The sequence below is a fragment of the Xanthomonas sp. CFBP 8151 genome (assembly GCF_011761885.1).
GTDB lineage: Bacteria > Pseudomonadota > Gammaproteobacteria > Xanthomonadales > Xanthomonadaceae > Xanthomonas > Xanthomonas arboricola_B.
In genome coordinates, this window is the sequence record NZ_JAASQZ010000001.1 from 576582 (window position 1) to 600612 (window position 24031).

The following is a 24031-nucleotide window of genomic DNA, read 5'->3' on the forward strand; positions in this document are numbered from 1 at the left end:
GGTGCGCCAAGCCCTGCGGCGGCTCGGTTAAACCGGGCTGATCCTCTCGATACGCCGGCTACGCAATGCGCCCGCCGGCAGCATGCGGCGGCATTTCTGTAGCGTTCGCTTGGCTTGAACGGATGCTAAAAATTTGTCAATCCACTATTTAAAATGTGAATCATTCCCATTAAAATGGTGCGCTGCCGGTGGTAAGGCACACGCTTCCTCCCCTTGTTGCCGGCGCGGCGTCTTCGCAGCGCGTGGTCTGATCCGTCTGCGTTGGAGTCTCCGATGATCCGTAGTACCGAATTGCGTCTTGCTTCCGTGGGCGCGCGTCGCCATGTCCTGCCGCGTGCGCTGTGTGCCGCGCTGTGCACCATGGCCGCCGGCCAGGTGCTGGCCGAGACGCCCGTGGCCGTCGCCGATGCCCAGGTCACCACCCTGGACCGGTTGATCGTGCAGGGCGAACAGGCCAAGGGCTATACGGTGGAGAAGACCACCGCCGGCACGCGCATGGACCTGTCGTTGCGGGAGATTCCGCAATCGGTCACCGTGATCACCCGCGACCGCATGGACGACCAGAACCTGCAGAGCATCACCGACGTGCTCAACAACGTCACCGGCATTTCGGTGGCGCAGAGCGACAGCGAGCGGCTGGAATTCTTCGCACGCGGTTTCTACATCGACAACTACCAGTTCGACGGCATCCCGGCCTACATGGAACAGGCCTGGAGCTATGGCGATTCGGCGCTGGACGTGGCGCTGTACGACCGTGTCGAAGTGGTGCGTGGCGCCACCGGCCTGCTGACCGGCTCGGGCAATCCGTCGGCCTCGATCAACCTGGTGCGCAAGCATGCGCTCAGCCGCGACTTCACCGGCACCGTGTCGGTGGGCGGTGGCGATTTCAACAAGACCCGCAGCGTGGCCGATGTCACCGTGCCGCTGAGCCCCGAAGGCACCGTCCGTGCGCGCGTGATCGGCGTGTACCAGGATGGCGAATCGGACATGGACCGCTACGGCCTGCGCAAGAAGATCGGCTCGGCGATCATCGATGCCGACCTCACCGACAGCACCTTGCTGAGCGTGGGTTACGAGTACCAGAAGAAGGAATCGAACGACGTCACCTGGGGCGGCTTCCCGCTGTTCTTCAGCGATGGCACCCGTACGAACTATGACCGTTCGTTCAATCCGGCGGCCGACTGGACCTTCTGGGACACGCGCCTGCAGCGCACCTTCGCCAGCCTGCAGCAGAGTTTCGACAACGGTTGGAATCTCAAGGCCAATCTGAGCCACGAGAAGACCGAAGCGGCCAATCACCTGTTCTATCCGTACTACACGATCTTCGGACTCGATCGCACCACCGGTGGTGGCGTGGTGCCGTATTCGGGCAACTACCAGACCGAGCGCAAGGCCGATGGCGCCGACGTCTATGCGGAAGGCCCGTTCCAGCTGTTTGGCCGCGAGCATCATTTGGTCGCCGGCGCCAGCTACAACCGCCGCGAGTACGTCAATAACGGCACCTTCGATTTCCCGGCGCCGCTGGATAGCTACCTCGGCTGGAACGGCGCGTATCCGGAGCCCAACTGGAGTCCGCTGCTGGTGCAGAGCGACGGCACGATCAAGCAGAAGGCCGCTTATGTGGCTGCGCGTTTCTCGCTGGCCGAGCCGCTGACGCTGCTGGTGGGCGCACGCTATACCGACTGGCAGATCGACGGCCGCAACCTAGACTTCACCACGCAGCAATTGCTGCCGTTTTCTGACACCCAGAACGAAGTCACGCCGTACGCCGGTCTGGTCTACGACATCAACGACGTGTGGTCGGCATACGCCAGCTACACCGAAATCTTCAACCCGCAGACCCTGCGCGATGCCAATGGCGGCTACCTGGATCCGTTGAGCGGCAAGGGCTACGAAGCCGGCGTCAAGGCAGCTTGGTTCGACGACAGGCTCAACGCCTCGCTTGCGGTGTTCCGCATCGAGCAGGACAACCTGGGCGTGGCCACCGGCGGCTTCGTCCCCGGTAGCACCGAGTCGGCGTATGAGGCCGCCAGCGGCGTGGTCAGCGAAGGCTTCGATTTCGAGGTGTCCGGGCGGGTGACCGAGAGCTGGAGCACCACCTTCGGCGCTTCGCATTACACCGCCCGCGATGACAACGGCTCCTCGATCAATACGCATCTGCCGCGCACCACCCTCAAACTGTTCAACAGCTACACCCCGCAAGGCGCGTGGAGCGATCTGACCGTGGGTGGTGGCGTCAACTGGCAGAACCGCTCGTACTATGTGGACCCGGTCTACGGCGCCTTTCAGCAGAGCGCTTACGCACTGGTCAGCGCGTTTGCGCGCTATCGGTTGTCGCCGCAGTTCTCGGTGCAGCTCAATGTCGACAACCTGCTCGACAAGCGCTACTACTCGCAGTTCAATGGTGGCTATGGCGCGTGGGGCGCATCGCGCAACGGCATGCTGACCTTCAACTACACGTTCTGATCGCAGACCGGGCTGGGCGCGATTTCAGCGCCCGGTCTGTTGCCGCTACATGCACAGGCACCTTGCAACAGGTGCCTGTTTTTTTGTGTCTGCATCCGCGGGGCAGAGCGTAGATCTGCTGCGCTTACCGCAATGCCGTAACTGCGTGCTGGTATCGCTTTGCTTGAGTGGTGTCGACGTGGCGCGCAAGCAGATGCCTCCCGCCAATGGCGCCAAGCGATAGAGACACTTCCTGCGTACGCATGCGTGCTGACGTGCCATCAGTCGCATCGAGGCGGCCCCGGGCTACAGTGGTTCCAGATGCGGCGCCATCACCTCTGCAACCCAGTCCATGAACGCTCGCACGCGTTGCGGCAGATGGCGACGCTGCGCGTAGAGCAGCGTAACCGGCATCGGTTCCGGCGCGATGGCGGGCAGCAGCTCGATCAAGGCACCGCTGTCCAGGTGCTGGCGTAACGGACTGGCCGGCGCCTGAATGATGCCCAGGCCTGCCAATGCCGCAGCAAGATAGGCATCGCCGTTGTTGACCGTCACCGGGCCGTGCATGGGCAGTAGCTGGTAGGCGTGTCCGTCGCGGTACTCGAAGCCGGGCGATCGCTGGCCCAGCGTCGGCACGTAATGCACCAGGTCGTGGTGTGCCAGATCGTCCAGGCGCTGCGGCGTGCCCCGTCGTGCGAGGTAGGCGGCACTGGCGCAATTGATGATGCGAAACGCGCCGAGCGGTCGCGCGACCAGGTTGGTGTCTTCGAGCGTGCCCACGCGCAACACGCAGTCGAAGCCTTCGCGCACCACATCGACGCGGCGGTCGGTGCCGCTGATCTCCACTTCCAGCTGGGGGTGCTGCGCCAGGAACCCGGGCAGTGCGGGAATCACGAAATTGCGCGCGATGCCGGAAGACATGTCCACCCGCAAGCGCCCGCGTAGCTGGCTGCGTTCGCGTTGAAACATGCTCTGCAACTCGTCCATGTCGTCGAGCAGATCGCGGCTGCGCTGATAGAACGCGGCGCCGTCGCCGGTGAGTTGTACGCGACGCGTCGTGCGATGCAAAAGCTGCGTACCCAGCGAAGCCTCGAGTCGCTGCACGGCGGTAGAGACGCTGGCTTTGGGCAGCCCCAGCGTTTCGGCGGCACGGGTGAAGCTGCCGAGCTCGGCGACGCGCAGGAAGGCGCGCAGCGATTGCAGGGTGTCCATCGATTGGTCGACGTTCTTGAACGGTGCTATCAGGTTGGACCGATTTATGCGGCGCGGCAAGCGCAATAGTCTTGGCACCGTCGGGCGTTGTCACGCCCGCCCAGCGGTCACGCGCCAGCTGTGTTGATCGCTTCAAATCGCATCCCACCACACAACGGAGTCCATCCATGTCGACCACCACACCGATCACTCTGATTACTGGCGGCAGCCGCGGCCTGGGCCGCAACGCCGCGCTTGCGCTCGCTGCCGATGGCAGCGACATCGTGCTGACGTATCGCAGCCAGGCAGAGGAGGCGGCCTCCGTGGTCGCTGAGATCCACGCGCTCGGCCGCCGCGCGCACGCCCTGCCGCTGGATATCGCCGACGCCGGGTCGTTCGCGGCATTCGCCGCGCAGTTGAAGCAGGTGCTGGCCGGTTGGGACCGCACGCATGTCGATGCGCTGGTCAACAACGCCGGTAGCGGGCTGCATGCGGCCATCGCCGACACCACGCCGGCGCAGTTCGACGCCCTGGTCAACATTCATCTCAAGGGGCCGTATTTCCTGACCCAGGCGTTGCTGCCGCTGATCGCCGATGGCGGACGCATCCTCAACGTGTCCAGTGGCCTGGCACGCTTCGCGCTGCCCGGCGCATCGGCTTACGCGATGATGAAAGGCGGGGTGGAGGTGTTCACCCGCTATCTGGCCAAGGAACTGGGCGCGCGGGGCATTCGTGCCAACACACTGGCACCGGGTGCGATCGAAACGGATTTCAACGGCGGCAGCGTGCGCGATAACGCACAGGTCAATGCGATGGTGTCGTCGGTCACGGCGCTGGGACGCCCAGGACTGCCGGACGATATCGGGCCGGTAGTTGCCGCGTTACTCGCGCCGGGGACGGGGTGGATCAATGCGCAGCGCATCGAAGTATCGGGCGGGATGTTGATCTGAATGCACAGGCCTGCCCATTACACGCAGGCCTGTGCGTGCATCGCTGCTCGGTGCATCACTGCAGGGTTTGATCGCCATGCAATACCGGGTAAGGATTCAAGACCTCGCCCTTCCACCATTGTTTTTCCGGCCCCAGGCGATGGATCTCGAAGTGCAGATGCGGTGCTGCAGGATCGGCATTGCCGGTACTGCCGACGTAGCCGATGACCTGGCCGCGCGTGATCTGCTGCTTTTCTGCCAGGCCGTCGGCATAACGCTCCAGGTGGGCGTAGTAGTAGCAGTACGTCCCGTTCGGGTCGAACTGGTACACGGTCAGGCCACCGCGCTCGCTGTTGAACATTTTCTCGACCGTGCCATCTGCAACTGCAAGCACCGGTGTGCCGGTCGGTGCAAGAATGTCGATGGCATCGTGTACGCGGCCTTCGCTGCGTGCGTCGGTAAAGGTGTCCTGCAGCTGGCCGCTGCCGATGCCTTGTACCGGAATCAGCAGGCCGCTGCCTGAAATTGCAGCCCCAGGAGAGGGTGCGGATGCCGGTGCGGTTGGCGTGTCTGCAGCAGGCGTCATCTGGCTGGATGGCGCCGACGCGGCAATGGGCGGCGCAGCGGCGGAAGAGGCTGCCATTCCAGCCCCTGCCGCGTCGGGTTGCGCTGTTACAGCGGGTGCAGCGTTGGACGCTGCGGCCACCGTTGCCTGCGGCGCCTGGCGTTCCAGCCACCAATAGCCGGCCGCACCGAGCAACACACCGACCACCAGCATCATCAGCAGTCTCATGCTTACTCCTGCATCACCACCGGCATGGATGGACCGACCACGCCTGCCAGATTGACCACGTCCCAGTTGGTCAGACGCACGCAACCATGCGATTCGGTCTTGCCGACATGACCCGGCTCCGGCGTGCCGTGCAGGCCGTAATGCGGCTTGGACAGATCGATCCACACGCGTCCGACCGGATTGTTCGGGCCGGAGGGCAGGGTGGCTTTTTGATCACCCTTCTTGGCATCCCAGAACAGCTTGGGGTTGTACTTGAACACCGGGTCGCGCGCGACGCCCAGCACCTTCCAGCGGCCGATCGGCAGCGGATCGTGCTTGCTGCCGGAGGACACCGGGAACTGCGCATACACCTTGCCGTCGGCGTCGAACAGGCGCAGCGTCGACTCGGACTTGTCGACCACCAGCTTGGCCGGCTTGGCCAAGGGGGAGGCGCCGTCGATGTTCGGTACCTGGATCACGCCGCCGGCCTTGCTCAAATCCACGCCGGGGTTGAGTTGGCGCAGCAGTTCCGGATCGGCATGGAAACGCTCGCCCAGCGCCTCGTCCACCGAGGTATAGCCCAGCGACGTCAGCTTGGCTTGTTCGGCCGGTCCCTTCGGAATCGGCTGGAACGGTCCGGCCACATCGGCATCGGTGAGCGTGTACTGCACCAGCGCCGGCGTGGTGTCGGCCTGCAAGGCCTGCCAGGTGGCGTCATCCAGCTCACCGGTGACCTTGATCTTGTGCGCTGCCTGAAACCCCGACACCGCACGCTTCTGATTGGAACCACGCTCGCCGTCGATCTGCCCCGGCGAGAAATGCGCGCGATCCAGCAGCACCTGTGCATGCAGATCCGAACGCGGGCCAGTCGGCAAGACCGTCGCAGCCGGGGTTGCTGTCGGCGCAGGTGCCGCAGGGGGCAGCGGCGCTTGCGCCTGTGCGGACAGGGAGGTGCCCAGGGCAAGGGAGAGCAAGCAAACGCGAGCGTAAATACGTGATGGCATGAGCAGGTCCGGAGGAGACATGCGCGCACCTTGCCCGAGCCGCCTGCGTGGTCTGCGTGAAATGGCTGCACCGAGACTGACTGAGGATGCTGTAGCGATACGAGTCGGGAGCGGGTATCTGCGATCTCATCGCCGCCCAGTTTCCGATCGCCTGCTGCTGATGCTTCTACCCGGGCGGCGGCGCAGGGTGTAGATGCGCTGCAGCAAGTTCTTTCTCAGTCGATCGCGCTGCGTGTGCTGTCCACTGCGCTGTGTTGAGCGTGAGGTTGGCGGTAACGTCTAACGCCAAAGGCGCTTCACGGCCCCGGCAATCCTTGCAAGCGCTTGCTCGCTGCCGGCTCCGATCCGCGCTGGGCCATCCTGCACATGCATGCCCTTGCAGTGCAGATCGGTGAGGCGAGGAGCGGCATGCGCGGTCATGCCGGTCATCACAACGGGCCAAAGACTGCGGCACCCCGTGGGTTGTTCGCTTCGCGCACCCCGGCATCGCTTCTTGCGGTACGGATGTTTCAATGCACTCCGGTTTTCCGCAAGGCGTACGCCAGCAGCCGGGCCTGCACGTGTTCGGCGATGCTGCGCGGCGCATCCAATGCCATCCGTTGCAGACAGGCGCCGTGGCTTGCATCGCCGGTATCGCGTGACAGCAGTGCGCGCCAGACGGTCGTCAGCTTCGCGCTGTTGCCGGCAGTCGCGCGTTTGAGCCAGGTCAGGGCACGCAGCACACGTTGCTCGACCTCGGTGAAGTCGCTACCGAGTGGGTAGTCGGGCAGGCTGCCATCGCGACGGAACGGCGCCAGCGCCTGTTCCAGCGCCTGCGGCGTGTTGCGTTGTGCACGCGCGGGCAGTGCAGGGTCGCCACGCAACTTGCGCGATGCCTTGGCGGCCGCCAGCAATGCGTTCTGGAAGCGTGCATCGCAGATGCCGGCCATCGCCAGTACGCAGTCCTGATCGGTCTGGTGGCGCAGGTCGGCGATGCCGTACTCGGTGATGTACAGATCGCGCAGATGGCGCGGGATGGTGGTGTGCCCGTAGTTCCAGCGCACATTGCTCGCTGCGTGTGCACCGGCGTCACGCGTGGCCCGCAGCATCAACGCGCTGCGGGCCTGCGGCAAGGCATGTGCCATCGCCACGAAGTTGTATTGGCCGCCGACACCAGAAACCACACGGCCGTCTTCCAGCCCATCGGACACCGCCGCGCCGAGTGCAGTGGCCATCATGCAGGAGTTGAAGAAGCGCGCATCGCGGCGTTGCAGGCGCTCCAGTGCTTCGTTGCCGCCGTACAGCTGGTTGATCTCGCTGATGCGGCGCATGCCGATGGCATCGCGCGTGCCCGCATCCAGATCGCGTAGCCATCGGTAGAAGTCCGGCGAGCCGAGATAGAACGCGCCATGCAGAAACTCGCCTTCGCGTGCCAGGCGCGCATGATCGGCCGCGTCGGCACTGCTGTCGGCGATGCGCTGCATCAGCGCCAGATCGTCGTGCACCTTGCGGCGGATCACACCGCTGTCCACCAACTGCTTGAACCCTTCGTTGAGCATTTCGCTGCAGCCGTACAGGCCGATCTGGAACGGCGCCAGGCCACCGCTGGCGCGCACGGCAGGATGCTGTTCCAGTTCCGGGTCCAGCGCCTGCAGCACGCGTCGATAACTCGTGTTGTCGGTATGTCGCAACACCAGCGCATGGCTCAGCGCATCGGCCAGGGTGCCAATGCCGATCTGCAAGGTGCCGCCATCGCGGACCAGCGCGCTGGCATACAGACCGATGGCGTAGTCGACGGTGTTCACCGGTTGCCTGGGCAACCCGAACAGGCGCGGCGACTGGCCTGGCAGGTCGATCACCAGGTCGAAGAAGGTTTCCTCCACTGCCGCGGTTCCGCCGATCCACGGCAGTTGCGTGTCGACTTCCGCCACCAGCATGGGGCGCGGCAGGCCCAGTGCCTGCACCGCATCCAGCGTGTCCTGGGTGATGTCGTTGTTGCACGACAACGACAAGCGGGTGCCGCCGGGCTCGCGTGCCACCTTCTGCACGATCAGGTTCGGCGCGCGTTGCGCCACGGCTGCGGCAGCGTGGGTGTAGTTGAGGCTGGTGTAGTCGGCCTGCGCCTGGGTGGAGTGCAGCAGCCCGCCGGACTGCATGTAGAACTCTTCCACCTGCACATGCGCCGGCAGCGCATCGCGCAACATGTCATCGACGTAGGCAAGACGCGGGAAATCCGCACCGAAATGGCGCGCAAGGAAGGGCGCAGCAAAGCGCGCTTGCAGTCCCGCGCCGGGCTTGGGCGGATTGAGCGACAGCGCCGTATACAGCGCCAGCGGCCACGTCGGCGTGTGCTTAAGCTGCGCATACAAGGCGTTCAACAACCGGTGCGGCTTGCCGATGCCCAACGGCGCGCCGACGCGCAGCGGGCCATCGAGACGTTGCAGGATATGCGCAACCGCGCTGGGCAGGTCGGTGAGGTGTTCAGTCATCGGTGCAGGGTAGCCGAGGCGATGGTGGGGCAGGTATCTGGATCGCCGACAAGGCCGGGTCGATGCATGCGTCTCCTGCAAGGCAAGCGGGAAGGGCTTGACAGACGCAAGTTTTACATGCGTAATCGATAAAAATTACGGATGTAATCGCATGCCGATCAGTGACGCCGAAGCGGTGGTGATGCAGGTGCTCTGGGATGCGGCGCCGCGCAGCGCAGACGACGTGGTCGCCGCGCTGGCAGGGCACAGCGACTGGGCCGAGCCCACCGTCAAGACCTTGCTCAACCGCCTGCTCGGCAAGGGCGCAATCCGCGCGGTCAAACAAGGGCGACGTTATCTCTATTCGCCGGTGCTGGCGCGCGAGCAGTGGGTGCAGCAACAGAGCGAGGGATTGCTGCAGCGCCTGTTCGGCGGGCGGGTGGCGCCACTGGTGGCGCATTTCAGCGAGCGCGGAAAACTCAGCGCGTCCGATATCGCGGAACTGAAACAACTGATCAAGGAGCTGGACGATGAACCCTGAGGCCTGGATCCTGTTATCGCGCGCAACGCTGTACATCACCGCTGCGTTGCTGGTCTGCCTGCTCCTGCGTCGCCCATTGCGCCAGCTGTCGGGTGCCGCCGCGGCGTATGCGATCTGGCCCTGCGTCCCGCTGGCCCTGGTGGCGGCCTTGTTGCCCGGCCCGTCTTTCGGCATCACAGTGCCGGGACTGCCGGCGCCGATTGCCATGCCAGCGCCCTCCGGCGTGCATGGCGAAGGTCAGGCGTGGGCAACATGGCTGGTAGCAGCGTGGCTGGGCGGCGCGGTAGTGATGGCGATCGGTTTGTGGATACGGCAACGGCGTTTCATGCGCAGCCTGGGGCCGTTGCAGCGGCTCGACGACCGGCTCTGGTCTGCCACGCGCGATGTCGGTCTTCCTGCATCGTTGGGACTCTGGCGTCTGCGCATCGTGGTGCCGGCGGATTTCGGTGAGCGCTACAACGTCGATGAGCGCGCCCTGATCCTGGCGCACGAGCGCCTGCATCTGCGCCGTGGCGACCTACATGCCAATCTGCTGGCGGCATTGATGCTCTGCATCGGCTGGTTCAACCCGCTGATGCATCTGGCCTGGCGTGCGTTCCGGCTGGATCAGGAACTGGCCTGCGATGCGGCCGTGCTGGCGCAACATCCGGGCAAGCGCCGCAGTTACGCCACCGCCATGCTCAAGACCCAGCTTGGTGCCGGCTTTACGCCGCTCGCCTGTCATTGGGCTGCATCGCATCCGTTGACGCAACGGATCGCGGCGCTGCGTGCTTCGCCAGTAGCTGCCGGACAGGCGCGCTGGCGCGTGGCGATGGTACTGCTGCTCGCGGCGACGATCAGTACCACGGCCTGGGCCCTGCAGCCGGCGCGCATTGTGTTAGCGGCACAACCGACGCTGGCGGCCGGCAATGCGGTGGATTTCGCCACGATGCAACCGCCGAGGTATCCGGCAGCCGCGTTCGACGGCGGTATTGAGGGCTTTGTCGAACTGCAGATTGAGGTCAACCCTGGCGGCGTACCGCAGCACATCGCTGTCGTGCGGAGCGCGCCGGCCGGCGTGTTCGATCAAGCCGTGCTGGAGGCAGCGCGCCAGTGGCGGCTGAAGCCTGCCTATGCACATGGCAGGGCGATTGCTTCCAAGGTGCGCGTGCCGGTGAAGTTCGCACTGGATGCGCCGGAGCAAACGTCAACCGTTGCGGATGCAGGCGCTGCGCTATCGGATCCGGCAGCGTCCAGCCGCCTTGCAGGTTGTGCTTCAGTGGGCTGCGCGATACAGGAGGGGCCGTGATGCGATTCAGAGCGACCGGCAAGACGGCAGCACAACTGTCAGGTAGGCGCGGCCGGTGCCTGGAATCGGCAGATACCACTCTTACAGTTCGGTTCCTGCGCGCCGGCCACGCCTACCTGACGACTGCTCGCCACATGTTGTCAGCCGTTCCTAATTCGATCTGCGCCGCAATCATGGCGCTGTCGCTTGGCGCATGTGCAACGCAAGGCGTGCAGGAACAGCAGCGCAGCCAGCGCGAAGATTCGGTGGACCAGCGCATGCTGAGCGCGCAGTCGGGCGGCGACGGCGGCGGCTCCATCCAGCCTTACACACTGGCGCCGGCGCAGCGCTTCCGGATGCCGCGCGCGCTGCGCAGCGACGCGCCGGTGCTGCCGGCCGATTCGCCACGGCAGAGTTTGTCGCCGACCACTGTGTGCGCGCATGTGATCCTGACCGCTGAAGGTGCGGTACAGCGCGTCGACCCCATGTCCGATCGCGACGAATGCGCGGCCGGTCTGCTGCCGGACAACGCCGATCTGGTGCAGTCGGTGCGTACCACGGTGCAGCAATGGCAGTTCGTTCCGGCCGCGCTGTGCACGTTTGCCGCAGGTGTGGCGCAGCCAGCCGCGCTGGACGATTGCAGCGGCGCCAGCAGCCAGGTACCGGTACCGGTGACGCTGTCGTTCGCGTTCACCTTCGAAGTGCGGCAGGGCAAGGTCAGCGTGCGCACCGGCAAGGTGGCGCATTGAACGCGCGCATCGCTGCGATCAGAGCATGTCGGGTGCGAACAGGCGCCGCCGCGAGACTTCGTCGCCGGACAGCATGAAGCGGCCATCGCCGCGGTAATGCACCGTCCTGGGAAGCGCAGGCCGCCTGGCCACCTGCGCGTTCACCACTTCCCAGACAAAGAGGGCATGGCGGTTGATCTGCCGGCCGTCGTGCAGGCGGCATTCGAAACTGGCGTAGCACTCGGCGATGGCTGGCGCTGCGACCCGTTGGCCGGGGACGGCAGTCAGTCCGAAGTGGTCGAACTTGTCGATCTGTGCACCGCTGCTGTTGCCGATGCCGATCACGGTGTCGAGCAGCTCGGCTGTCGGCAGGTTGATCACGCATTGCTTGCTGCGCCGGACCAGTTCGAAACTGTGGTTGCCGCGAGCGATGCAGCATGCGATCAGCGAGGGCGAAAACTCCAGCACCATATGCCACCCCATCGTCATGATGTCGCGCTGGCCCTTGTGGGCCGAGCTCACCAGTACCACCGGCCCGGGTTCGAGGAAGCGGCGCGCCTGCTCCACCGGGAATGCATGCTTTCGGTACTGTTTCATGGACACACCAGTAGATTGGATGCGGTGGTGGACTGTGCCGATGCGCTCATTCCAGCACATGCACGCTATCTGCGATGCGCTGTACTTCATCGGGATTGTGGCTGACATACAACATCGGCAGGCGGATCTCGTCGCGCACGCGTTGCAGGTAGGGAATCAGTTCTTCGCGGCGCGCCTGATCCAGTGCCGACAAGGGCTCGTCGAACAGCAGGATCGCCGGTTGCGACAACAAGGCGCGGCCGATCGCCACCCGCTGCGCCTCTCCCCCGGACAGATTGCGCGGCCGGCGTTGCAGCAACGGCGCGATACCCAGCAGCGTCACCACGTCGTCGAAGCCGAATGGCGCCGTGCCCCCGGCGTGCCGGCCGTAACGCAGATTGCGACGCACATCCAGATGCGGAAACAGCCGCGCATCCTGAAACACGTAGCCGATCCTGCGTTTGTGCGTGGGCAGGTTGACGCCTTGCCGGGCGTCGTACAGGCAGCGCCCGTCGATGCGGATATGCCCGGCCTGCGGCCGCACCAGCCCGGCGATCGCATTGAGCACCGTGGTCTTGCCCGCGCCGGAAGGCCCGACCAGGGCCACCACGCGCGCCTGGTCCTGGATATGGAGATGCCGTTGAAAATTGCCGCGCTGCAGCTGCAGATCGATATCGAGCATCAGCTGTCCTCGCGCGGATGCGGTCTGCGCACCAGCCACTCGGACAGCAGCAGCGCCGCCAGCGAGATCGCCAGCGCAACGCCGGCCAGTCGCCACACGCCCGATTCCATGCCCGGCACCTGCATCAGCCCGTAGATGGCCGACGACAGGGTCTGGGTTTCGCCAGGGATATTGGACACGAAGGTAATGGTCGCACCGAATTCGCCCAAGGCCTTGGCAAACGCCAGCACCATGCCGGCCACCAGGCCCGGCCAGGCCAGCGGCAAGGTGATGCTGAAGAACACCCGCAGCGGACCCGCACCAAGCGTGGCGGCAGCCGCTTCCAGGCGACGGTCGGTCGCTTCGATGGACAAGCGGATCGCGCGCACCATCAACGGAAATCCCATCACCGCGCACGCCAGCGCTGCCCCGGTCCAGCGGAACGCGAACTGGATGCCGAGATGTTCCAGCAACCAGCGACCGACCGGCCCCTGCGTGCCCAGCACCACCAGCAGCGCGTAGCCGGTCACCACCGGCGGCATCACCAGCGGCAGATGCAGCAAGGCATCCAGCAGCGCCTTGCCCGGAAAGCGCCGACGCGCCAGCAGCCAGCCGCAGGCGATGCCCGGTGGCAGGCTGGCGATGGCCGCAACGATGGCGACCTTGAGACTCAGGCCGATCGCGGTCAGCTCCTGCGGGGTGAACATCGACAACGGTGCGCCTCAATCCTTCAGCGAAAAACCACGGCGGACGAAGATCGCCTTGGCCGGTTTGCTGCCCAGCCATTGCACGAACGCGGTCGTGCCGGCATTGCTGCTGTTCTTCAATGCAGCAACCGGATACACGATGGCATCGTGGCTATCGTCGGGGAAGGTCGCGACCACGCGCACCTTGGGTTCGGCGCGTGCATCCGAGCCGTACACGATGCCCAGCGGCGCCTCGCCGCGCGAGACCAGCATCAATGCGGCACGCACGCTTTCCGACTCGGCCAGGCGATTGCTCACGCCATCCCACTGGCCGAGCTTGCGCAGCGCTGCGGCGGCATACTTTCCGGCCGGCACGCTGTTGGTCTGGCCGACCGCCAGCCGGCCGCTGTCGCCGAGCGCCTTGACGATCGCGCCCGGCTGGCGCGGATCCACGCGCAGCTTGCTGGTGGCCGGAGCGACCAGTACCAGGGTATTGCCGAGCAGGTTGTGACGCTGCGCCGGCACGACCAGGCCACGCTGCTGCAGATAGTCCATCCATTCCAGGTCGGCCGAAAAGAATACGTCAGCCGGTGCGCCTTGCTCGATCTGGCGTGCCAGTGCAGAGCTGGCAGCGTAGGAGACGCGCACGGGCGTGCCGGTCGCCTTCTCGTAAGCGGCCGCGGCCTCGTCCATGGATTCCTTCAGGCTGGCTGCAGCAAACACCGTCACCGGCGCGGTCTGCGCAATGGCCAGGGCGGGCAGGGCAAGCATCAGCACGCAGAACGCGCGCTGCCAGAAACCGATCGTGCGCATAGGGAAGCTCCAACGGGATAAGGCGCCGATCATAGCGGCTGTGCCATGCATCCCGCGTAGCGAGCACAACCAACGCTACGCAGATACTCCGCCACAGCGGCCGGCCTGCAGATTGGCCTGCAATGCGGGCCGGATCAGCTTGGGCTCGGGCAGCGTGGCATCGCGTGCCTGACGCTGCGCCACGAATGCATCAATCTCCACCCCATCGCGCACGTGGATATTGCTGCGCCGCTGCTCGCCGATACTGGTCTGGTACGCCACCTCACGGCCGCCCGGGCCGTAGTCGTGGCAGACGAACACGCGCGTGTCCTCGGGGAGCGCGTACATGCGCTGTATCGAGGCGAACAGTTGCCGTGCATCGCCACCGGGGAAATCGCAGCGCGCAGTGCCGGCGTCCGGCATGAACAATGAATCACCGGGGAACAGCGCATCGCCGATCAGGTACGCGATGCTGTCACTGGTATGTCCAGGCACCGCGATGACACGCACCTGCAGCTTGCCGAGTTCCAAGCGCTCGTCATCGGCAAACAGGTGATCGAACTGCGAGCCGTCGGCACAGAAGTCATCCGGCAACGCATAGCGTGGCGCGAGCGTCTGCTGCACATCCCGGATGCCGTCGCCGATGCCGATGCGCGCCTGTGGCCAGTGCCGTTTCAGCCATTGCGCGGCAGACAGGTGATCGGCATGCGCATGGGTTTCCAGCAGCCACTGCACCTGCCAGCCATGCTGGGCGATGGCATCGACGATGGCTTGCGCGGCGTGCGTGCCGACCTCGCCTGTGTCTGCCGCATAGTCCAGCGCCGGGTCGATCACCGCTGCCGCCCCGGTTGCCGCGTCGGCGACCACATAGGTGAAGGTGTTGCTGTCGGCGTGAAAGAACGCAAGCACCTCGGGCTGCATCGGCGTCTCCATCTCAGGGCGCGGCCAGCGCCGCGTTGAGCACGGCGGCCAGTCGGTCGCCGGCCTCGCGCAATTGGGTCTCGGCGAGCGGACGATAGGTCGCGATATAGTCGTCCGGCAACAAATGTTTGTCTGGATAGACGCCAGGCGTGATTGCGATCTTGCAGGAAGCCTGCGCCCATGCCGCGGCCGGCGGTGGCAGCACCGACGATGTCGCAGCGGTCGCCGGCAACGCCAGCAGGCGTTGCAGATACGAATCGTCACCAAGATGACGGTCGTTGAGCATGCCGCTGTCCCACAGCGCATGCAGGTTGCTGCCCTTGCCAGCGACCTGCAGCTGGAACTCATTGCCGCCCTTGTCGTGCGCGTAGCCGGCATGCATCGGCTGATGGATGTCGCCGACAAAATGCACCACGAACTTCAGGGCCTGCCGGCGCACCTCCAGGGGCTGGCTGCGGTCGGCAAGCAGCCCAATCTGTCGGTCGAGGGCGGCGATCACGCAGTTGCCGTCCGGGCAGTCGCGCGGCGGCGCATACGTACAGTCGTGTTCGCCAAGATTGACGTAATGCCAGGGCCCGGAGCGCTTGCCCAGCTCGGGGTCGTGTTCGCGCAGCTCGTCGGCCCAGCTGGCGACACCGGCCAAGGTCGGATTGGCTTCGCCCTTGAGCAATTGCGCCACCTGCGCTTGCGCCTGCGGGCTCAGTTCGGTCTCGGCAATGCGCGCCACCAGACGGTGGCCTTGCGGCCCCCAGGCGACGGCGCTGATGGGTTGCAGTGCCGCGACAACGGTCGCGGCAAGAACGATGATGCGAGGGGAGAAGGTCTTCATCCGGCAATTGTACGCATCGGCCCGGGACGGTTCGATGGCCGTTTCCTGTCGAAGCACAGCCTCGGCTCAGCGTGGCGTCTGCGGCATGCTCAGAAGTACACCAGGTACGACACGCCGTAGGTCAATGGATCGATCCGTGCCTTGCCCAGCCGGCTGCCATTGAAGTCGACGTTGCTGCGCGAATCGGTCCAGCGCGCATCCACCCGCAGGCCGCTGCGATCGTTGAAGATGAAGTCCACACCGACATGCGCGGTGGCGCCCACCGAATCGTCGAAGCGCAGATCGCCATTGCCGAAGGCGTCATCGACGTCTTCACCGACAAACGTGGTGTAGTTGATGCCGACGCCCACGAACGGCGACACCGTGCCGTAGCCGTTGATGTGGTACTGCAACAGCACGCTCGGCGGCACCGACCAATAGCTGCCCACCTTGCCGACGCCTTCAAGCTCCAGATCGTGCTTGCCCGACACCGCGGCATGCACCTCGATGCCGAGATTGTTGCGCAGGAAGTATTCGTAGGTGAACGAGAGCGTCGGTGCGCCCTTGATCTCCGCACGCGTGCCGCCGAAGCTGCCGCTGTCGGACTTGGGCGCGACATAGCCGGCGCCGTAGCCCGTGGTCCAGTGGCCGGCCGATTGTGCAAGGGCGGGCGCGGCCGAGGCGGCCAGTGCGATGGCGAGGGCGGTACGGATCAGCATGCTCATGGAATCCCCGGATAGGTCGGACAGGCGGTCGACGTGACCAACCTGTCCGCAGCTCCGGCGGTGGATTCACGTCCCTGGACGCCAAGTGTGCCAGAGATGCATCGCGCACGCTGGCTGGGTCAGAACCGGTGCACGTAGGCCACGCCGTAGACCAGCGGGTCGATGTTGACCGTGCCTATGCGGTTGCCGTCGAGGCGCGCTTCGGTGTCGATGTCGATCCAGCGCAGATTCACCCGCAGCGCGCCGCGGTCGCTGAGCTTGTAGTCCAAGCCCGCGTGCAGCGCCAGGCCCCAGGAATCGTCCAGTTCCAGCTCGCTGCCGGCCAGCGCGCCGCGCGTGTCGGTACTGAAGAAACGGGTGTAGTTGATGCCCGCGCCAACGAACGGCGAAAGCCTGCCCTGGCTGTTGAAGTGGTACTGCAGCGAAATCACCGGCGGCAGATGCTTGGTGCTGCCGACACGTCCCAGGCCGCGCAGCGCGATGTCGTGCTCGAACGGCAGCGCAGCCAGTACTTCGATGCCCAGGTTGTCGGCGATGAAGTATTCCGCGGTGAAGGTCGGCTTGATGTCCTTGCCGACGTCCGCCTCCAGCGTGCCGCCGACCAGACGGCCGTTATCGGACTTGGGAGCGACCTGGTGGGCACCGACGGCAACGGTCCAGTCGCCTTTGGATTGAGCCAGTGCGGGAACGCTGGCGAAGGTGGCGGCCAGGCCGGCGAGCAGAAGGGTAGAGCGCATGCGCATGGAAACTCTCGTTGTGTGCAGAGGATGGAGGAAGTCTTGGGGCTTTGCCCGATGGATGCCTTGATCCTGATCAATCCGTCCGCGCAACGACGCTGCAGGTCATGCGTGGATGCGAGCAAGCGTGGATGCGAGCAAGGGGCCGGCACCGACACCAGCAATCCGCGCCGTGCCGGTGATCGCACCGGCGCATTGCGTCGGATCTGTCATGCCATGCGCTTGGCGCGAGGGGCACCCGAGGAGTAACGCGATGCCTGCATGCGCGGTGGAACAGTCAGGGTGCGCCGCGTGGAGAATCTCGGTTGTGATCGATGGGTGCCTCGGCAGGCAGGGCCAGCAGCGACATTCGCGGCACGCCGACATGCCGCGGTTCGGCAGATGCATGAATACGCCTTTCAGCCTATCGGCGTAAATATCAAGTTGTTGAAATAACTGGATATATCGAAAATCAGGCGCTGTGCCGATCGTCGCTTCCATGCAGTGGGCCAGATCGTCATGGGTCGCCGAATCAGAAAACATATCGGCGCGCAGTGCCGCGCCTGCGCTGCCGCGCGCGCATCGCATCGCCGGTTGACGGCAAAGCCACGCAGGTTTGTGCAGTTTCCGATTTCCCACCACGCATGCACCGTGGCACAACGTCCTCGCGCCACATGCTGCAACGCCGGCTGCAGCACGGCCGTGCGAGTGCGACGCTGCTAGAATGGGCGTCCCTTTCCATCCGCCGCGCCATCGCGGCCGCAGGAGCTAGTGAACATGGCAATCAAGGTTGGCATCAACGGGTTCGGTCGCATCGGCCGCAACGTGCTGCGCTCTGCGGTGCAGAACTTCGCCAATGACATCGAGATCGTGGCCATCAATGACCTGCTCGAGCCCGATTACCTCGCCTACATGCTGCAGTACGACTCGGTGCATGGCCGCTTCAAGGCCGATGTGTCGGTCGACGGCAACACGTTGATCGTCAACGGCAACAAGATCCGCCTCACGCAGGAACGCGACCCGGCCAACCTCAAGTGGGACGCGGTCGGCGCCGATGTGGTGATCGAGTCCACCGGCCTGTTCCTGACCAAGGAAACCGCGCAGAAGCACCTCGACGCGGGTGCCAGGAAGGTGATCCTGTCGGCACCGTCCAAGGACGACACTCCGATGTTCGTGTTCGGCGTCAACGACAAGACCTACAAAGGCGAAGCGATCGTCTCCAACGCCTCGTGCACCACCAACTGCCTGGCGCCGTTGGCCAAGGTGATCAACGACAAGTGGGGCATCAAGCGCGGCCTGATGACCACCGTGCACGCGGCCACTGCGACGCAGAAGACCGTGGACGGCCCGTCGAACAAGGATTGGCGCGGTGGGCGCGGCATCCTGGAGAACATCATTCCCTCCTCCACCGGTGCCGCCAAGGCCGTGGGCGTGGTGATCCCCGAGCTCAACAAGAAACTGACCGGCATGAGCTTCCGCGTGCCGACCTCGGACGTGTCGGTGGTCGACCTCACCGTCGAACTGGAAAAGCCGGCCACCTACGCCGAGATCTGCGCCGAAGTGAAGGCGCAGAGCGAAGGCGCCTTGAAGGGCGTGCTGGGTTACACCGAAGACAAAGTCGTGGCCACCGACTTCCGCGGCGAAACCTGCACCTCGGTGTTCGACGCCGACGCCGGCATCGCGCTGGACTCGACCTTCGTCAAGCTGGTGTCCTGGTACGACAACGAGTGGGGCTATTCCAACAAGTGCCTGGAAATGGTGCGGGTTGTCGCGAAGTAAACCTCGCGCTCAGGCGATGCGTAGAGGCCCCGGCATGCCGGGGCCTTTCGTTTTGTGTCTGCCGGAATGTGATGCGTGCATCTACCGTCGCCGCGTCGTCGTCAGTACGGGAAGTGGACTTTGGGAGGCCTACGTGCGCTAATTTGCGGGCACGGCGGTCGTTCCCGTGTCGTGTACGAAGGATCGGGGAACTCCATGGATCGAGAGAACAAAACTCATGAGTAAATTTCTGGCGGGCGTACTGGCGCTCGGTGTGGTGTTTGCGGTGTCGGCTCCGTCGACCAGTTGGGCGGCGAAGAAGCAAGCCGGTACGCCGGCCTGGATGAACGCCGATGGCGAGGTGATCAAGTCGTCCGACGTCGAGGCGGGCTACGGCGAAACGGTCAAGGGCGTCAACGATTACGAAGGCGAGATCACCGGCAAGCCGGCGCCTGACAGCAAGTTCACCCAGCTGAAGATCGGCATGCCGATGAAGCAGGTCACCGACCTGATTGGTCAACCGAACGACCAGGGTTCTTACGTGACCGGCAAGGCGTTCATCCCGTTCTTCTTCGGTGGCGACCGCTACCGTTATGAGATGGCCTACAAGGGCCAGGGGCGCCTGGTGTTTGCCGGCAAGTCGATGGACACCGGCGGCAACCTGATCTGGATCATCCATAACAAGAACGACAGCGGCTACCGCGAATAAGCGTCAGACGCCCGGTTGTTCCGGGCGTTTTTTTTTGGGTGGATGTGCGTGCATGTGGCCAGCATGTGCGGGTGCCGCTAACGGCATCGCGTCGCTGCGCTTCAAGCAGTGATTGGCTGCCAGATGCGTCCTGAGCCTGTATGGTTCGCGCATTCGGCCGGATGCCGACCCAGGGGTTGTGCGTTGGAAACGATGATTGTGTTGGTGGTGCTGTTGTTGCTTGCGGTGCCGGTAGGGTTGGTGATCGCCCTGGTGTGGATCGCCGGGCTGCGGCGGCGCGTGGATGCGCTGGAACAGCGGCTTGCGCAATGGCAGGCCAGCGACACCGGAGGCGCGGACGCGGCGGCGGTGCACAGGTCAGCGCCCACGCCACCGCCTGCCGGGGCGTGGGAGCCGCACGCGACGTCCGACGTCGGCATGTCTGCGTCTGGCGAGCCTGAGCTGCCTCGCGCAGCAGATCTGCAAGCCGCGCCGACGCCGGCCTCGGTCGCACCACTGCCAGTGCCGCCATCATTGCCGGCAGAAGCTCCCGCATCGTCGCCGGCGCGCAGCGCAGCCCAAGCACCGCCGCTGACCGCTGCGCCTGCCGAGTTCGCACAGCCAGCGCACGCCGTCCCATCCGGGCCAGGCCCGCTGACGCGCGTGGCCAGCGCAGTGAAGCGCTGGTTCACCGAAGGCAATGTGCCGGTCAAGGTCGGCATGCTGGTGTTGCTGGCCGGTGTGGCATCGTTGTTGAAATACGCCAGCGACCAGGGCTGGATGCGCATGCCGATCGAGCTGCGGCTGGCCGGCATCAGTGTGCTGGCGCTCGCCGGCCTGGTTTTCGGCTGGAAGCAACGGCTGCAGCGGCCGGGCTTCGCGTTGGCGTTGCAGGGCGGGGCCATCGGCGGCTTGCTGCTGACGGTGTTTGCCGCGTTCAAGTTGTACGGGCTGCTCGGCGCGGGTCTGGCGATGGGCATCAGCGTGGTGCTGATTGCCGGCATGTGCGTGCTGGCGGTGATGCAGGATTCGCGCACGCTGGCGGTACTGGGCGTGCTGGCCGGCTTCCTTGCGCCGATCTGGCTGTCCACCGGCAGCGGCAATCATGTTGCGCTGTTTTCGTACTACGCAGTGCTCAATGCCGGCATCGTGGCGATCGCCTGGACACGTCCGTGGCGGGTGCTGAACCTGCTCGGATTCGCCTTCACCTTCGGCATCGGCACGCTATGGGGCGCGCTGCAGTACACCCCGGCGAAATTCGCCACGACCGAACCTTTCCTGCTGTTGTTCTTCGTCATGTATGTGGCGATTCCGGTACTGCACGCGCGTCGCGGCGATGGCAGTGCGGGCAAGCTCATCGACGGTAGCCTGGTGTTCGGCACCCCGCTGGTGGCCTTCGCATTGCAGGCGCGCCTGCTGGATGGCGAGCGCTTGCCGCTGGCGCTGTGTGCGCTGGCGGTGGCTGCGCTGTACGCAGGCCTGGCCAGCTGGTTGCTGCGGCGTGCCTCCACGCGCCTGCTGGGCCAGGCGCATGCGATGCTGGCGGTCGGTTTTGCGACATTGGCGGTGCCGCTGGCATTGTCGGCGCGCGCCACTGCCAGCGTCTTCGCACTCGAAGGCGTCGGTTTGTTGTGGCTGGGGCTGCGGCAGCAGCGTCGGATCTCGCAGTTCAGCGGGGTGGCGTTGCAGTTGCTGGCGGCGGTCGGCGTCGCGTTCGGCGTGGATGCATGGCGCTACGACGCGGTGGCCGTTGCCAACGCCACCTGCATGAGCAGCTTGCTGCTTGCGCTGGCCGGCTGGGCCAGTGCCTGGTTCCTGCGCACTGCGGGGCAGCCGCGCCGCGCGCTGGTGGCGTATCTGTGGGGGCTGGGCTGGTGGGCGCTGTGCGGTGTGCACGAGATCCTGCGCTTTGCCGGCGATCTGCGCAGCGAGCCGGATCTGCTGTTGGGCTTTGTCGCGCTCAGCGTGTGGCTGGCAGCCGAGGTGCACCGCCGTCGCCCGGCAACGGCGCTGGTGTGGACGGCGATGTTCGGGCTGGCGCTGGCCGCGCCGTTGGCGCTGTGGCAGAGCCATGCGCATACGCAACCGTTCGCGCATTGGGGGGCGCTGGCCTGGCTGGCGTTCGCCGTGGCAGGCACGCGCGCGCTGTGGTGCCTGCGCATGCAGCACGGTGCCGGCGCGGTGGCCGCACAGTTCATTTGGTGGCTGCTGTGGCCGCTGGTGGCCTCGTTGGGCGTGGCCTGGCTGGCCGATACGTTCATGCTGGCAAATGGCTGGCGGTGCGCCTTGCTGGCCGCGCCCTGGCTGATCGTGGCGGCAGTGGGTCTGTTGCGCTGGCCGTGGCTGGCGTGGCCGCAGGGTGCGGGTTTCGATCGGGCACGCAATGCCTTGCTGGGCTGTGTGTTCGCGGTGCTGGGCATCGGCTGGTTGATCGTGCTGCTGGACCCGGTGAGCGCGGCGCCATTGCCATGGCTGCCCGTGCTCAACCCGGCCGAGCTGGCGCAGCTGGCGGTGCTGGCCTTGCTGGCGCGTTGGGCCTGGTCTGCGCAGGCGCCGTTGGCCGTGCAACGGTGGCGGGTGACTGCGCTGGGCGTGTCGGGCTGGGCCTTGATCACCGGCAGCACCTTGCACAGCGTGCATCACTGGGGTGGCGTGGAGTGGGATGCCGGGTTGATCGGCGCGACCCTGTCGCAGACCAGCCTGACCATCGTCTGGAGCGTGCTGGGCGTGCTGGGCTGGGTGATCGGCTCGCGGCGCGGTCAGCGTGGACTGTGGCTGGGTGGTGCGTTGTTGATGGGCCTGGTGCTGGCCAAGCTGGTGCTGGTCGACCGCCAGCATCTGGGCGATCTGCTCGGCATCGGCTCGTTCGTGGCCTATGGCCTGTTGTGCACCGTGGTGGGCTATCTGGCACCGGCGCCGCCGCGCCAGCCGGTGGCCGAAGAGCAGGCTGGCGGAGACGATGGCGTGGACAAGGATCAGGCATGAAATCGAGGCAATGGGGATGGCTGCTGCTGGTGCCGCTGCTGGCGCAGGCAGCCGATGTGCGCCAGGACTATCGTCAACAGTGGCCGCTGCAGGTAACCGGCGCGGACGCCGGCATGTATCAGCTGCGCTTGAACGCGGCGATCTATCGCAGCGCCCATGACGCGGGGCTGGGCGATGTCACCGTGATCGATGCGCGTGGCGAGGAAATGCCGGCCGCGCTCTTGCCGGTGGATGCCGCGCCGGCCGCCGCGCCGCGCCGGCAACGCCTGCCCTTGTTCGCGCTGCCGGCCGGTGCGGCGCCTGCCAACGGCGATCTGCAGCTGATCGCCGAACGCGATGCCAGTGGCGCGGTGCGTCGGCTGGAAGGCCGCTTCGCCACCGGCACCGCTGCCGTTGCGGGCGCCGGGGGCAGCTGGCTGATCGATGCCAGCGCGTTGCGCGATCGTCCGCGCGCGCTCTGGCTGGACTGGGACGGCAACACGCCGGTGCAGGCCCGGCTGCGCGTGGAAGGCAGCGACGATCTGCGCGACTGGCACCTGCTCGCCGCAGATGCCACCGTGATGGCGCTGGACAACCAGGCGCAGCGTCTGCAGCAGCGCCGGATCGCGTTGGACGATGGCGCGCGCTATCTGCGCATCGTGCCGGTGTCCGGCGAACTGCCGGCCTTGCGCGTGGTCGATGCGGAACTGGATGGCGTCTCGGCGCCACTGCAATCGCAGTGGCTGGAATTGCCGGGCACTGCGCAGGACAAGGCAGTGGTGTATGCCTTGCCTGGGCGCTTTCCGATCAGCCAGGTCGATGTCAGCGGCGGCCAGGCCGAGGCGGTCGAATGGACCGTGGCAAGCCGCGATGCCGATGACGCGCCGTGGCTGCAACGTGCCGGGCCGTGGTTGGCGTATCGCCTGGGTACTGGCACCGCCGCCGCGTCGCCACCGCAACAGCTGTCGGCCCCGGTGCGTGATCGCCAGTGGCGATTGTTCGCCGCACAGGGGCGCAGCACTGCGCTGCCGACGCTGCGTCTGGGCTACCAGCCGGAGCGGATGATGTTCCTCGCACAGGGGCAGCCGCCGTATGCGGTGGTCGCCGGCAGCGCGCGGCTGCACCGTGGCGCCGCGCCGCTGGCCTCGATGCTGCAGGCACTGCGCCGCGAACGCGGAGCGCAATGGCAACCGGCGCAGGCCAGCGTCGCTGCGCAGGCACAGCCGCTGGCCGGCGACGCCGCACTGCAGCCGGCCGCTTCGCCGCGCGACTGGAAGCGCTGGTTGCTATGGGCGCTGCTGATCGGTGGCGCCCTGCTGGTCGGTGGTTTCGCAGCGAGCCTGCTGCGCAGCTCGGCGACCGATCGCAGCCCCTGACGCACGCGCGCGCCGCACCGCGGTTTGCCGCTGCGG

At 65.7% G+C, this 24031-nt stretch carries 22 protein-coding genes and 1 other RNA gene; 10 read left to right on the top strand and 13 right to left on the bottom strand.

Annotated features, from left to right (window positions below; genetic code table 11):
• Positions 1 to 273 precede the first annotated feature (273 nt).
• Entirely contained in the window at positions 274 to 2466 is a 2193-nt protein-coding gene (gene fhuE / locus FHT08_RS02490) for a ferric-rhodotorulic acid/ferric-coprogen receptor FhuE (RefSeq protein ID WP_166774188.1), read from the top strand.
• A gap of 285 nt (positions 2467 to 2751) precedes the next feature.
• Here fhuE and FHT08_RS02495 read toward each other — a convergent pair whose 3' ends face one another.
• On the bottom strand, positions 2752 to 3723 hold the full coding sequence (locus FHT08_RS02495; RefSeq protein ID WP_166774189.1) for a LysR family transcriptional regulator: 972 nt from the start codon (positions 3721 to 3723) through the stop codon (positions 2752 to 2754).
• A 101-nt stretch (positions 3724 to 3824) separates the two neighbouring features.
• Between FHT08_RS02495 and FHT08_RS02500 the strand changes: the two genes are divergently transcribed.
• Complete coding sequence (locus FHT08_RS02500) at positions 3825 to 4586, top strand: SDR family oxidoreductase (RefSeq protein WP_166774190.1); 762 nt, start codon at positions 3825 to 3827, stop codon at positions 4584 to 4586.
• 55 nt (positions 4587 to 4641) lie between these two features.
• Here FHT08_RS02500 and FHT08_RS02505 read toward each other — a convergent pair whose 3' ends face one another.
• From FHT08_RS02505 to FHT08_RS02515, 3 genes are all read right to left on the bottom strand, one after another.
• Complete coding sequence (locus FHT08_RS02505; RefSeq protein WP_166774191.1) at positions 4642 to 5358, bottom strand: M23 family metallopeptidase; 717 nt, start codon at positions 5356 to 5358, stop codon at positions 4642 to 4644.
• Positions 5359 to 5360: 2 nt separating this feature from the next.
• Positions 5361 to 6341, bottom strand: a complete 981-nt coding sequence (locus tag FHT08_RS02510) for a L,D-transpeptidase (protein ID WP_166774192.1) — start codon at positions 6339 to 6341, stop codon at positions 5361 to 5363.
• 509 nt (positions 6342 to 6850) lie between these two features.
• Complete coding sequence (locus tag FHT08_RS02515; RefSeq protein ID WP_166774193.1) at positions 6851 to 8809, bottom strand: acetyl-CoA hydrolase/transferase C-terminal domain-containing protein; 1959 nt, start codon at positions 8807 to 8809, stop codon at positions 6851 to 6853.
• 151 nt (positions 8810 to 8960) lie between these two features.
• Here FHT08_RS02515 and FHT08_RS02520 point away from each other — a divergent pair, with 151 nt between their 5' ends.
• The 4 genes from FHT08_RS02520 (at position 8961) to FHT08_RS02535 (ending at position 11345) form a co-directional block, all read left to right on the top strand.
• On the top strand, positions 8961 to 9329 hold the full coding sequence (locus FHT08_RS02520) for a BlaI/MecI/CopY family transcriptional regulator (protein WP_104536174.1): 369 nt from the start codon (positions 8961 to 8963) through the stop codon (positions 9327 to 9329).
• Positions 9319 to 10617, top strand: coding sequence for a TonB family protein (locus FHT08_RS02525; RefSeq protein ID WP_166774194.1), 1299 nt, complete (start codon positions 9319 to 9321; stop codon positions 10615 to 10617). The genes FHT08_RS02520 and FHT08_RS02525 overlap by 11 nt, the downstream gene beginning before the upstream one ends.
• A gap of 70 nt (positions 10618 to 10687) precedes the next feature.
• Positions 10688 to 10763, top strand: a non-coding RNA gene (locus tag FHT08_RS02530) — sX9 sRNA.
• A gap of 27 nt (positions 10764 to 10790) precedes the next feature.
• Positions 10791 to 11345: a hypothetical protein gene (locus FHT08_RS02535; RefSeq protein WP_243848928.1), complete on the top strand. Its 555-nt coding sequence runs from the start codon at positions 10791 to 10793 to the stop codon at positions 11343 to 11345.
• A gap of 18 nt (positions 11346 to 11363) precedes the next feature.
• On the opposite strand, the gene FHT08_RS02540 is transcribed toward FHT08_RS02535, so the two are convergent.
• The 9 genes from FHT08_RS02540 to FHT08_RS02580 form a co-directional block, all read right to left on the bottom strand.
• Positions 11364 to 11921, bottom strand: coding sequence for a flavin reductase family protein (locus tag FHT08_RS02540; RefSeq protein ID WP_104536171.1), 558 nt, complete (start codon positions 11919 to 11921; stop codon positions 11364 to 11366).
• A 46-nt stretch (positions 11922 to 11967) separates the two neighbouring features.
• A complete protein-coding gene (gene modC, locus FHT08_RS02545) occupies positions 11968 to 12582 on the bottom strand; it encodes a molybdenum ABC transporter ATP-binding protein (RefSeq protein WP_104536170.1) in 615 nt (204 codons plus the stop codon).
• Positions 12582 to 13268 carry a molybdate ABC transporter permease subunit gene (gene modB / locus FHT08_RS02550; RefSeq protein WP_181126213.1) on the bottom strand — a complete coding sequence of 229 codons (687 nt, stop codon included), beginning with the start codon at positions 13266 to 13268 and terminating at the stop codon, positions 12582 to 12584. The genes modC and modB overlap by 1 nt, the downstream gene beginning before the upstream one ends.
• A 15-nt stretch (positions 13269 to 13283) precedes the next feature.
• Positions 13284 to 14060: a molybdate ABC transporter substrate-binding protein gene (modA, locus tag FHT08_RS02555; protein WP_104536168.1), complete on the bottom strand. Its 777-nt coding sequence runs from the start codon at positions 14058 to 14060 to the stop codon at positions 13284 to 13286.
• 75 nt (positions 14061 to 14135) lie between these two features.
• Complete coding sequence (locus FHT08_RS02560; RefSeq protein ID WP_104536726.1) at positions 14136 to 14960, bottom strand: MBL fold metallo-hydrolase; 825 nt, start codon at positions 14958 to 14960, stop codon at positions 14136 to 14138.
• Between the two features lie 13 nt (positions 14961 to 14973).
• Positions 14974 to 15789, bottom strand: coding sequence for a S1/P1 nuclease (locus FHT08_RS02565; RefSeq protein WP_166774196.1), 816 nt, complete (start codon positions 15787 to 15789; stop codon positions 14974 to 14976).
• An 89-nt stretch (positions 15790 to 15878) separates the two neighbouring features.
• Positions 15879 to 16493, bottom strand: coding sequence for an OmpW family outer membrane protein (locus FHT08_RS02570; protein ID WP_166774197.1), 615 nt, complete (start codon positions 16491 to 16493; stop codon positions 15879 to 15881).
• A gap of 119 nt (positions 16494 to 16612) precedes the next feature.
• On the bottom strand, positions 16613 to 17236 hold the full coding sequence (locus FHT08_RS02575) for an OmpW family outer membrane protein (protein WP_104536165.1): 624 nt from the start codon (positions 17234 to 17236) through the stop codon (positions 16613 to 16615).
• A 99-nt stretch (positions 17237 to 17335) separates the two neighbouring features.
• Positions 17336 to 17752, bottom strand: coding sequence for a hypothetical protein (locus FHT08_RS02580; protein ID WP_166774198.1), 417 nt, complete (start codon positions 17750 to 17752; stop codon positions 17336 to 17338).
• A 234-nt stretch (positions 17753 to 17986) separates the two neighbouring features.
• Between FHT08_RS02580 and gap the strand changes: the two genes are divergently transcribed.
• From gap to FHT08_RS02600, 4 genes are all read left to right on the top strand, one after another.
• Positions 17987 to 18988, top strand: coding sequence for a type I glyceraldehyde-3-phosphate dehydrogenase (gene gap / locus FHT08_RS02585; RefSeq protein WP_166774199.1), 1002 nt, complete (start codon positions 17987 to 17989; stop codon positions 18986 to 18988).
• A 217-nt stretch (positions 18989 to 19205) separates the two neighbouring features.
• Positions 19206 to 19676 carry a hypothetical protein gene (locus FHT08_RS02590; protein WP_104536163.1) on the top strand — a complete coding sequence of 157 codons (471 nt, stop codon included), beginning with the start codon at positions 19206 to 19208 and terminating at the stop codon, positions 19674 to 19676.
• A 183-nt stretch (positions 19677 to 19859) separates the two neighbouring features.
• Positions 19860 to 22640 carry a DUF2339 domain-containing protein gene (locus tag FHT08_RS02595; RefSeq protein WP_166774200.1) on the top strand — a complete coding sequence of 927 codons (2781 nt, stop codon included), beginning with the start codon at positions 19860 to 19862 and terminating at the stop codon, positions 22638 to 22640.
• On the top strand, positions 22637 to 23995 hold the full coding sequence (locus FHT08_RS02600) for a DUF3999 domain-containing protein (protein WP_166774201.1): 1359 nt from the start codon (positions 22637 to 22639) through the stop codon (positions 23993 to 23995). The genes FHT08_RS02595 and FHT08_RS02600 overlap by 4 nt, the downstream gene beginning before the upstream one ends.
• The last annotated feature ends 36 nt before the right edge of the window (positions 23996 to 24031 follow it).

What these genes read in the sequence shown, in the direction of transcription:
- fhuE (WP_166774188.1), top strand. Translation starts at nt 274, where the DNA reads ATGATCCGTAGTACCGAATTGCGTCTTGCTTCCGTGGGCGCGCGTCGC.
- FHT08_RS02500 (WP_166774190.1), top strand. Translation starts at nt 3,825, where the DNA reads ATGTCGACCACCACACCGATCACTCTGATTACTGGCGGCAGCCGCGGC.
- FHT08_RS02505 (WP_166774191.1), bottom strand. Translation starts at nt 5,358, where the DNA reads ATGAGACTGCTGATGATGCTGGTGGTCGGTGTGTTGCTCGGTGCGGCC.
- FHT08_RS02510 (WP_166774192.1), bottom strand. Translation starts at nt 6,341, where the DNA reads ATGCCATCACGTATTTACGCTCGCGTTTGCTTGCTCTCCCTTGCCCTG.
- FHT08_RS02515 (WP_166774193.1), bottom strand. Translation starts at nt 8,809, where the DNA reads ATGACTGAACACCTCACCGACCTGCCCAGCGCGGTTGCGCATATCCTG.
- FHT08_RS02520 (WP_104536174.1), top strand. Translation starts at nt 8,961, where the DNA reads ATGCCGATCAGTGACGCCGAAGCGGTGGTGATGCAGGTGCTCTGGGAT.
- FHT08_RS02525 (WP_166774194.1), top strand. Translation starts at nt 9,319, where the DNA reads ATGAACCCTGAGGCCTGGATCCTGTTATCGCGCGCAACGCTGTACATC.
- FHT08_RS02535 (WP_243848928.1), top strand. Translation starts at nt 10,791, where the DNA reads ATGGCGCTGTCGCTTGGCGCATGTGCAACGCAAGGCGTGCAGGAACAG.
- FHT08_RS02540 (WP_104536171.1), bottom strand. Translation starts at nt 11,921, where the DNA reads ATGAAACAGTACCGAAAGCATGCATTCCCGGTGGAGCAGGCGCGCCGC.
- modC (WP_104536170.1), bottom strand. Translation starts at nt 12,582, where the DNA reads ATGCTCGATATCGATCTGCAGCTGCAGCGCGGCAATTTTCAACGGCAT.
- modB (WP_181126213.1), bottom strand. Translation starts at nt 13,268, where the DNA reads ATGTTCACCCCGCAGGAGCTGACCGCGATCGGCCTGAGTCTCAAGGTC.
- modA (WP_104536168.1), bottom strand. Translation starts at nt 14,060, where the DNA reads ATGCGCACGATCGGTTTCTGGCAGCGCGCGTTCTGCGTGCTGATGCTT.
- FHT08_RS02560 (WP_104536726.1), bottom strand. Translation starts at nt 14,960, where the DNA reads ATGCAGCCCGAGGTGCTTGCGTTCTTTCACGCCGACAGCAACACCTTC.
- FHT08_RS02565 (WP_166774196.1), bottom strand. Translation starts at nt 15,789, where the DNA reads ATGAAGACCTTCTCCCCTCGCATCATCGTTCTTGCCGCGACCGTTGTC.
- FHT08_RS02570 (WP_166774197.1), bottom strand. Translation starts at nt 16,493, where the DNA reads ATGAGCATGCTGATCCGTACCGCCCTCGCCATCGCACTGGCCGCCTCG.
- FHT08_RS02575 (WP_104536165.1), bottom strand. Translation starts at nt 17,236, where the DNA reads ATGCGCATGCGCTCTACCCTTCTGCTCGCCGGCCTGGCCGCCACCTTC.
- FHT08_RS02580 (WP_166774198.1), bottom strand. Translation starts at nt 17,752, where the DNA reads ATGTTTTCTGATTCGGCGACCCATGACGATCTGGCCCACTGCATGGAA.
- gap (WP_166774199.1), top strand. Translation starts at nt 17,987, where the DNA reads ATGGCAATCAAGGTTGGCATCAACGGGTTCGGTCGCATCGGCCGCAAC.
- FHT08_RS02590 (WP_104536163.1), top strand. Translation starts at nt 19,206, where the DNA reads ATGAGTAAATTTCTGGCGGGCGTACTGGCGCTCGGTGTGGTGTTTGCG.
- FHT08_RS02600 (WP_166774201.1), top strand. Translation starts at nt 22,637, where the DNA reads ATGAAATCGAGGCAATGGGGATGGCTGCTGCTGGTGCCGCTGCTGGCG.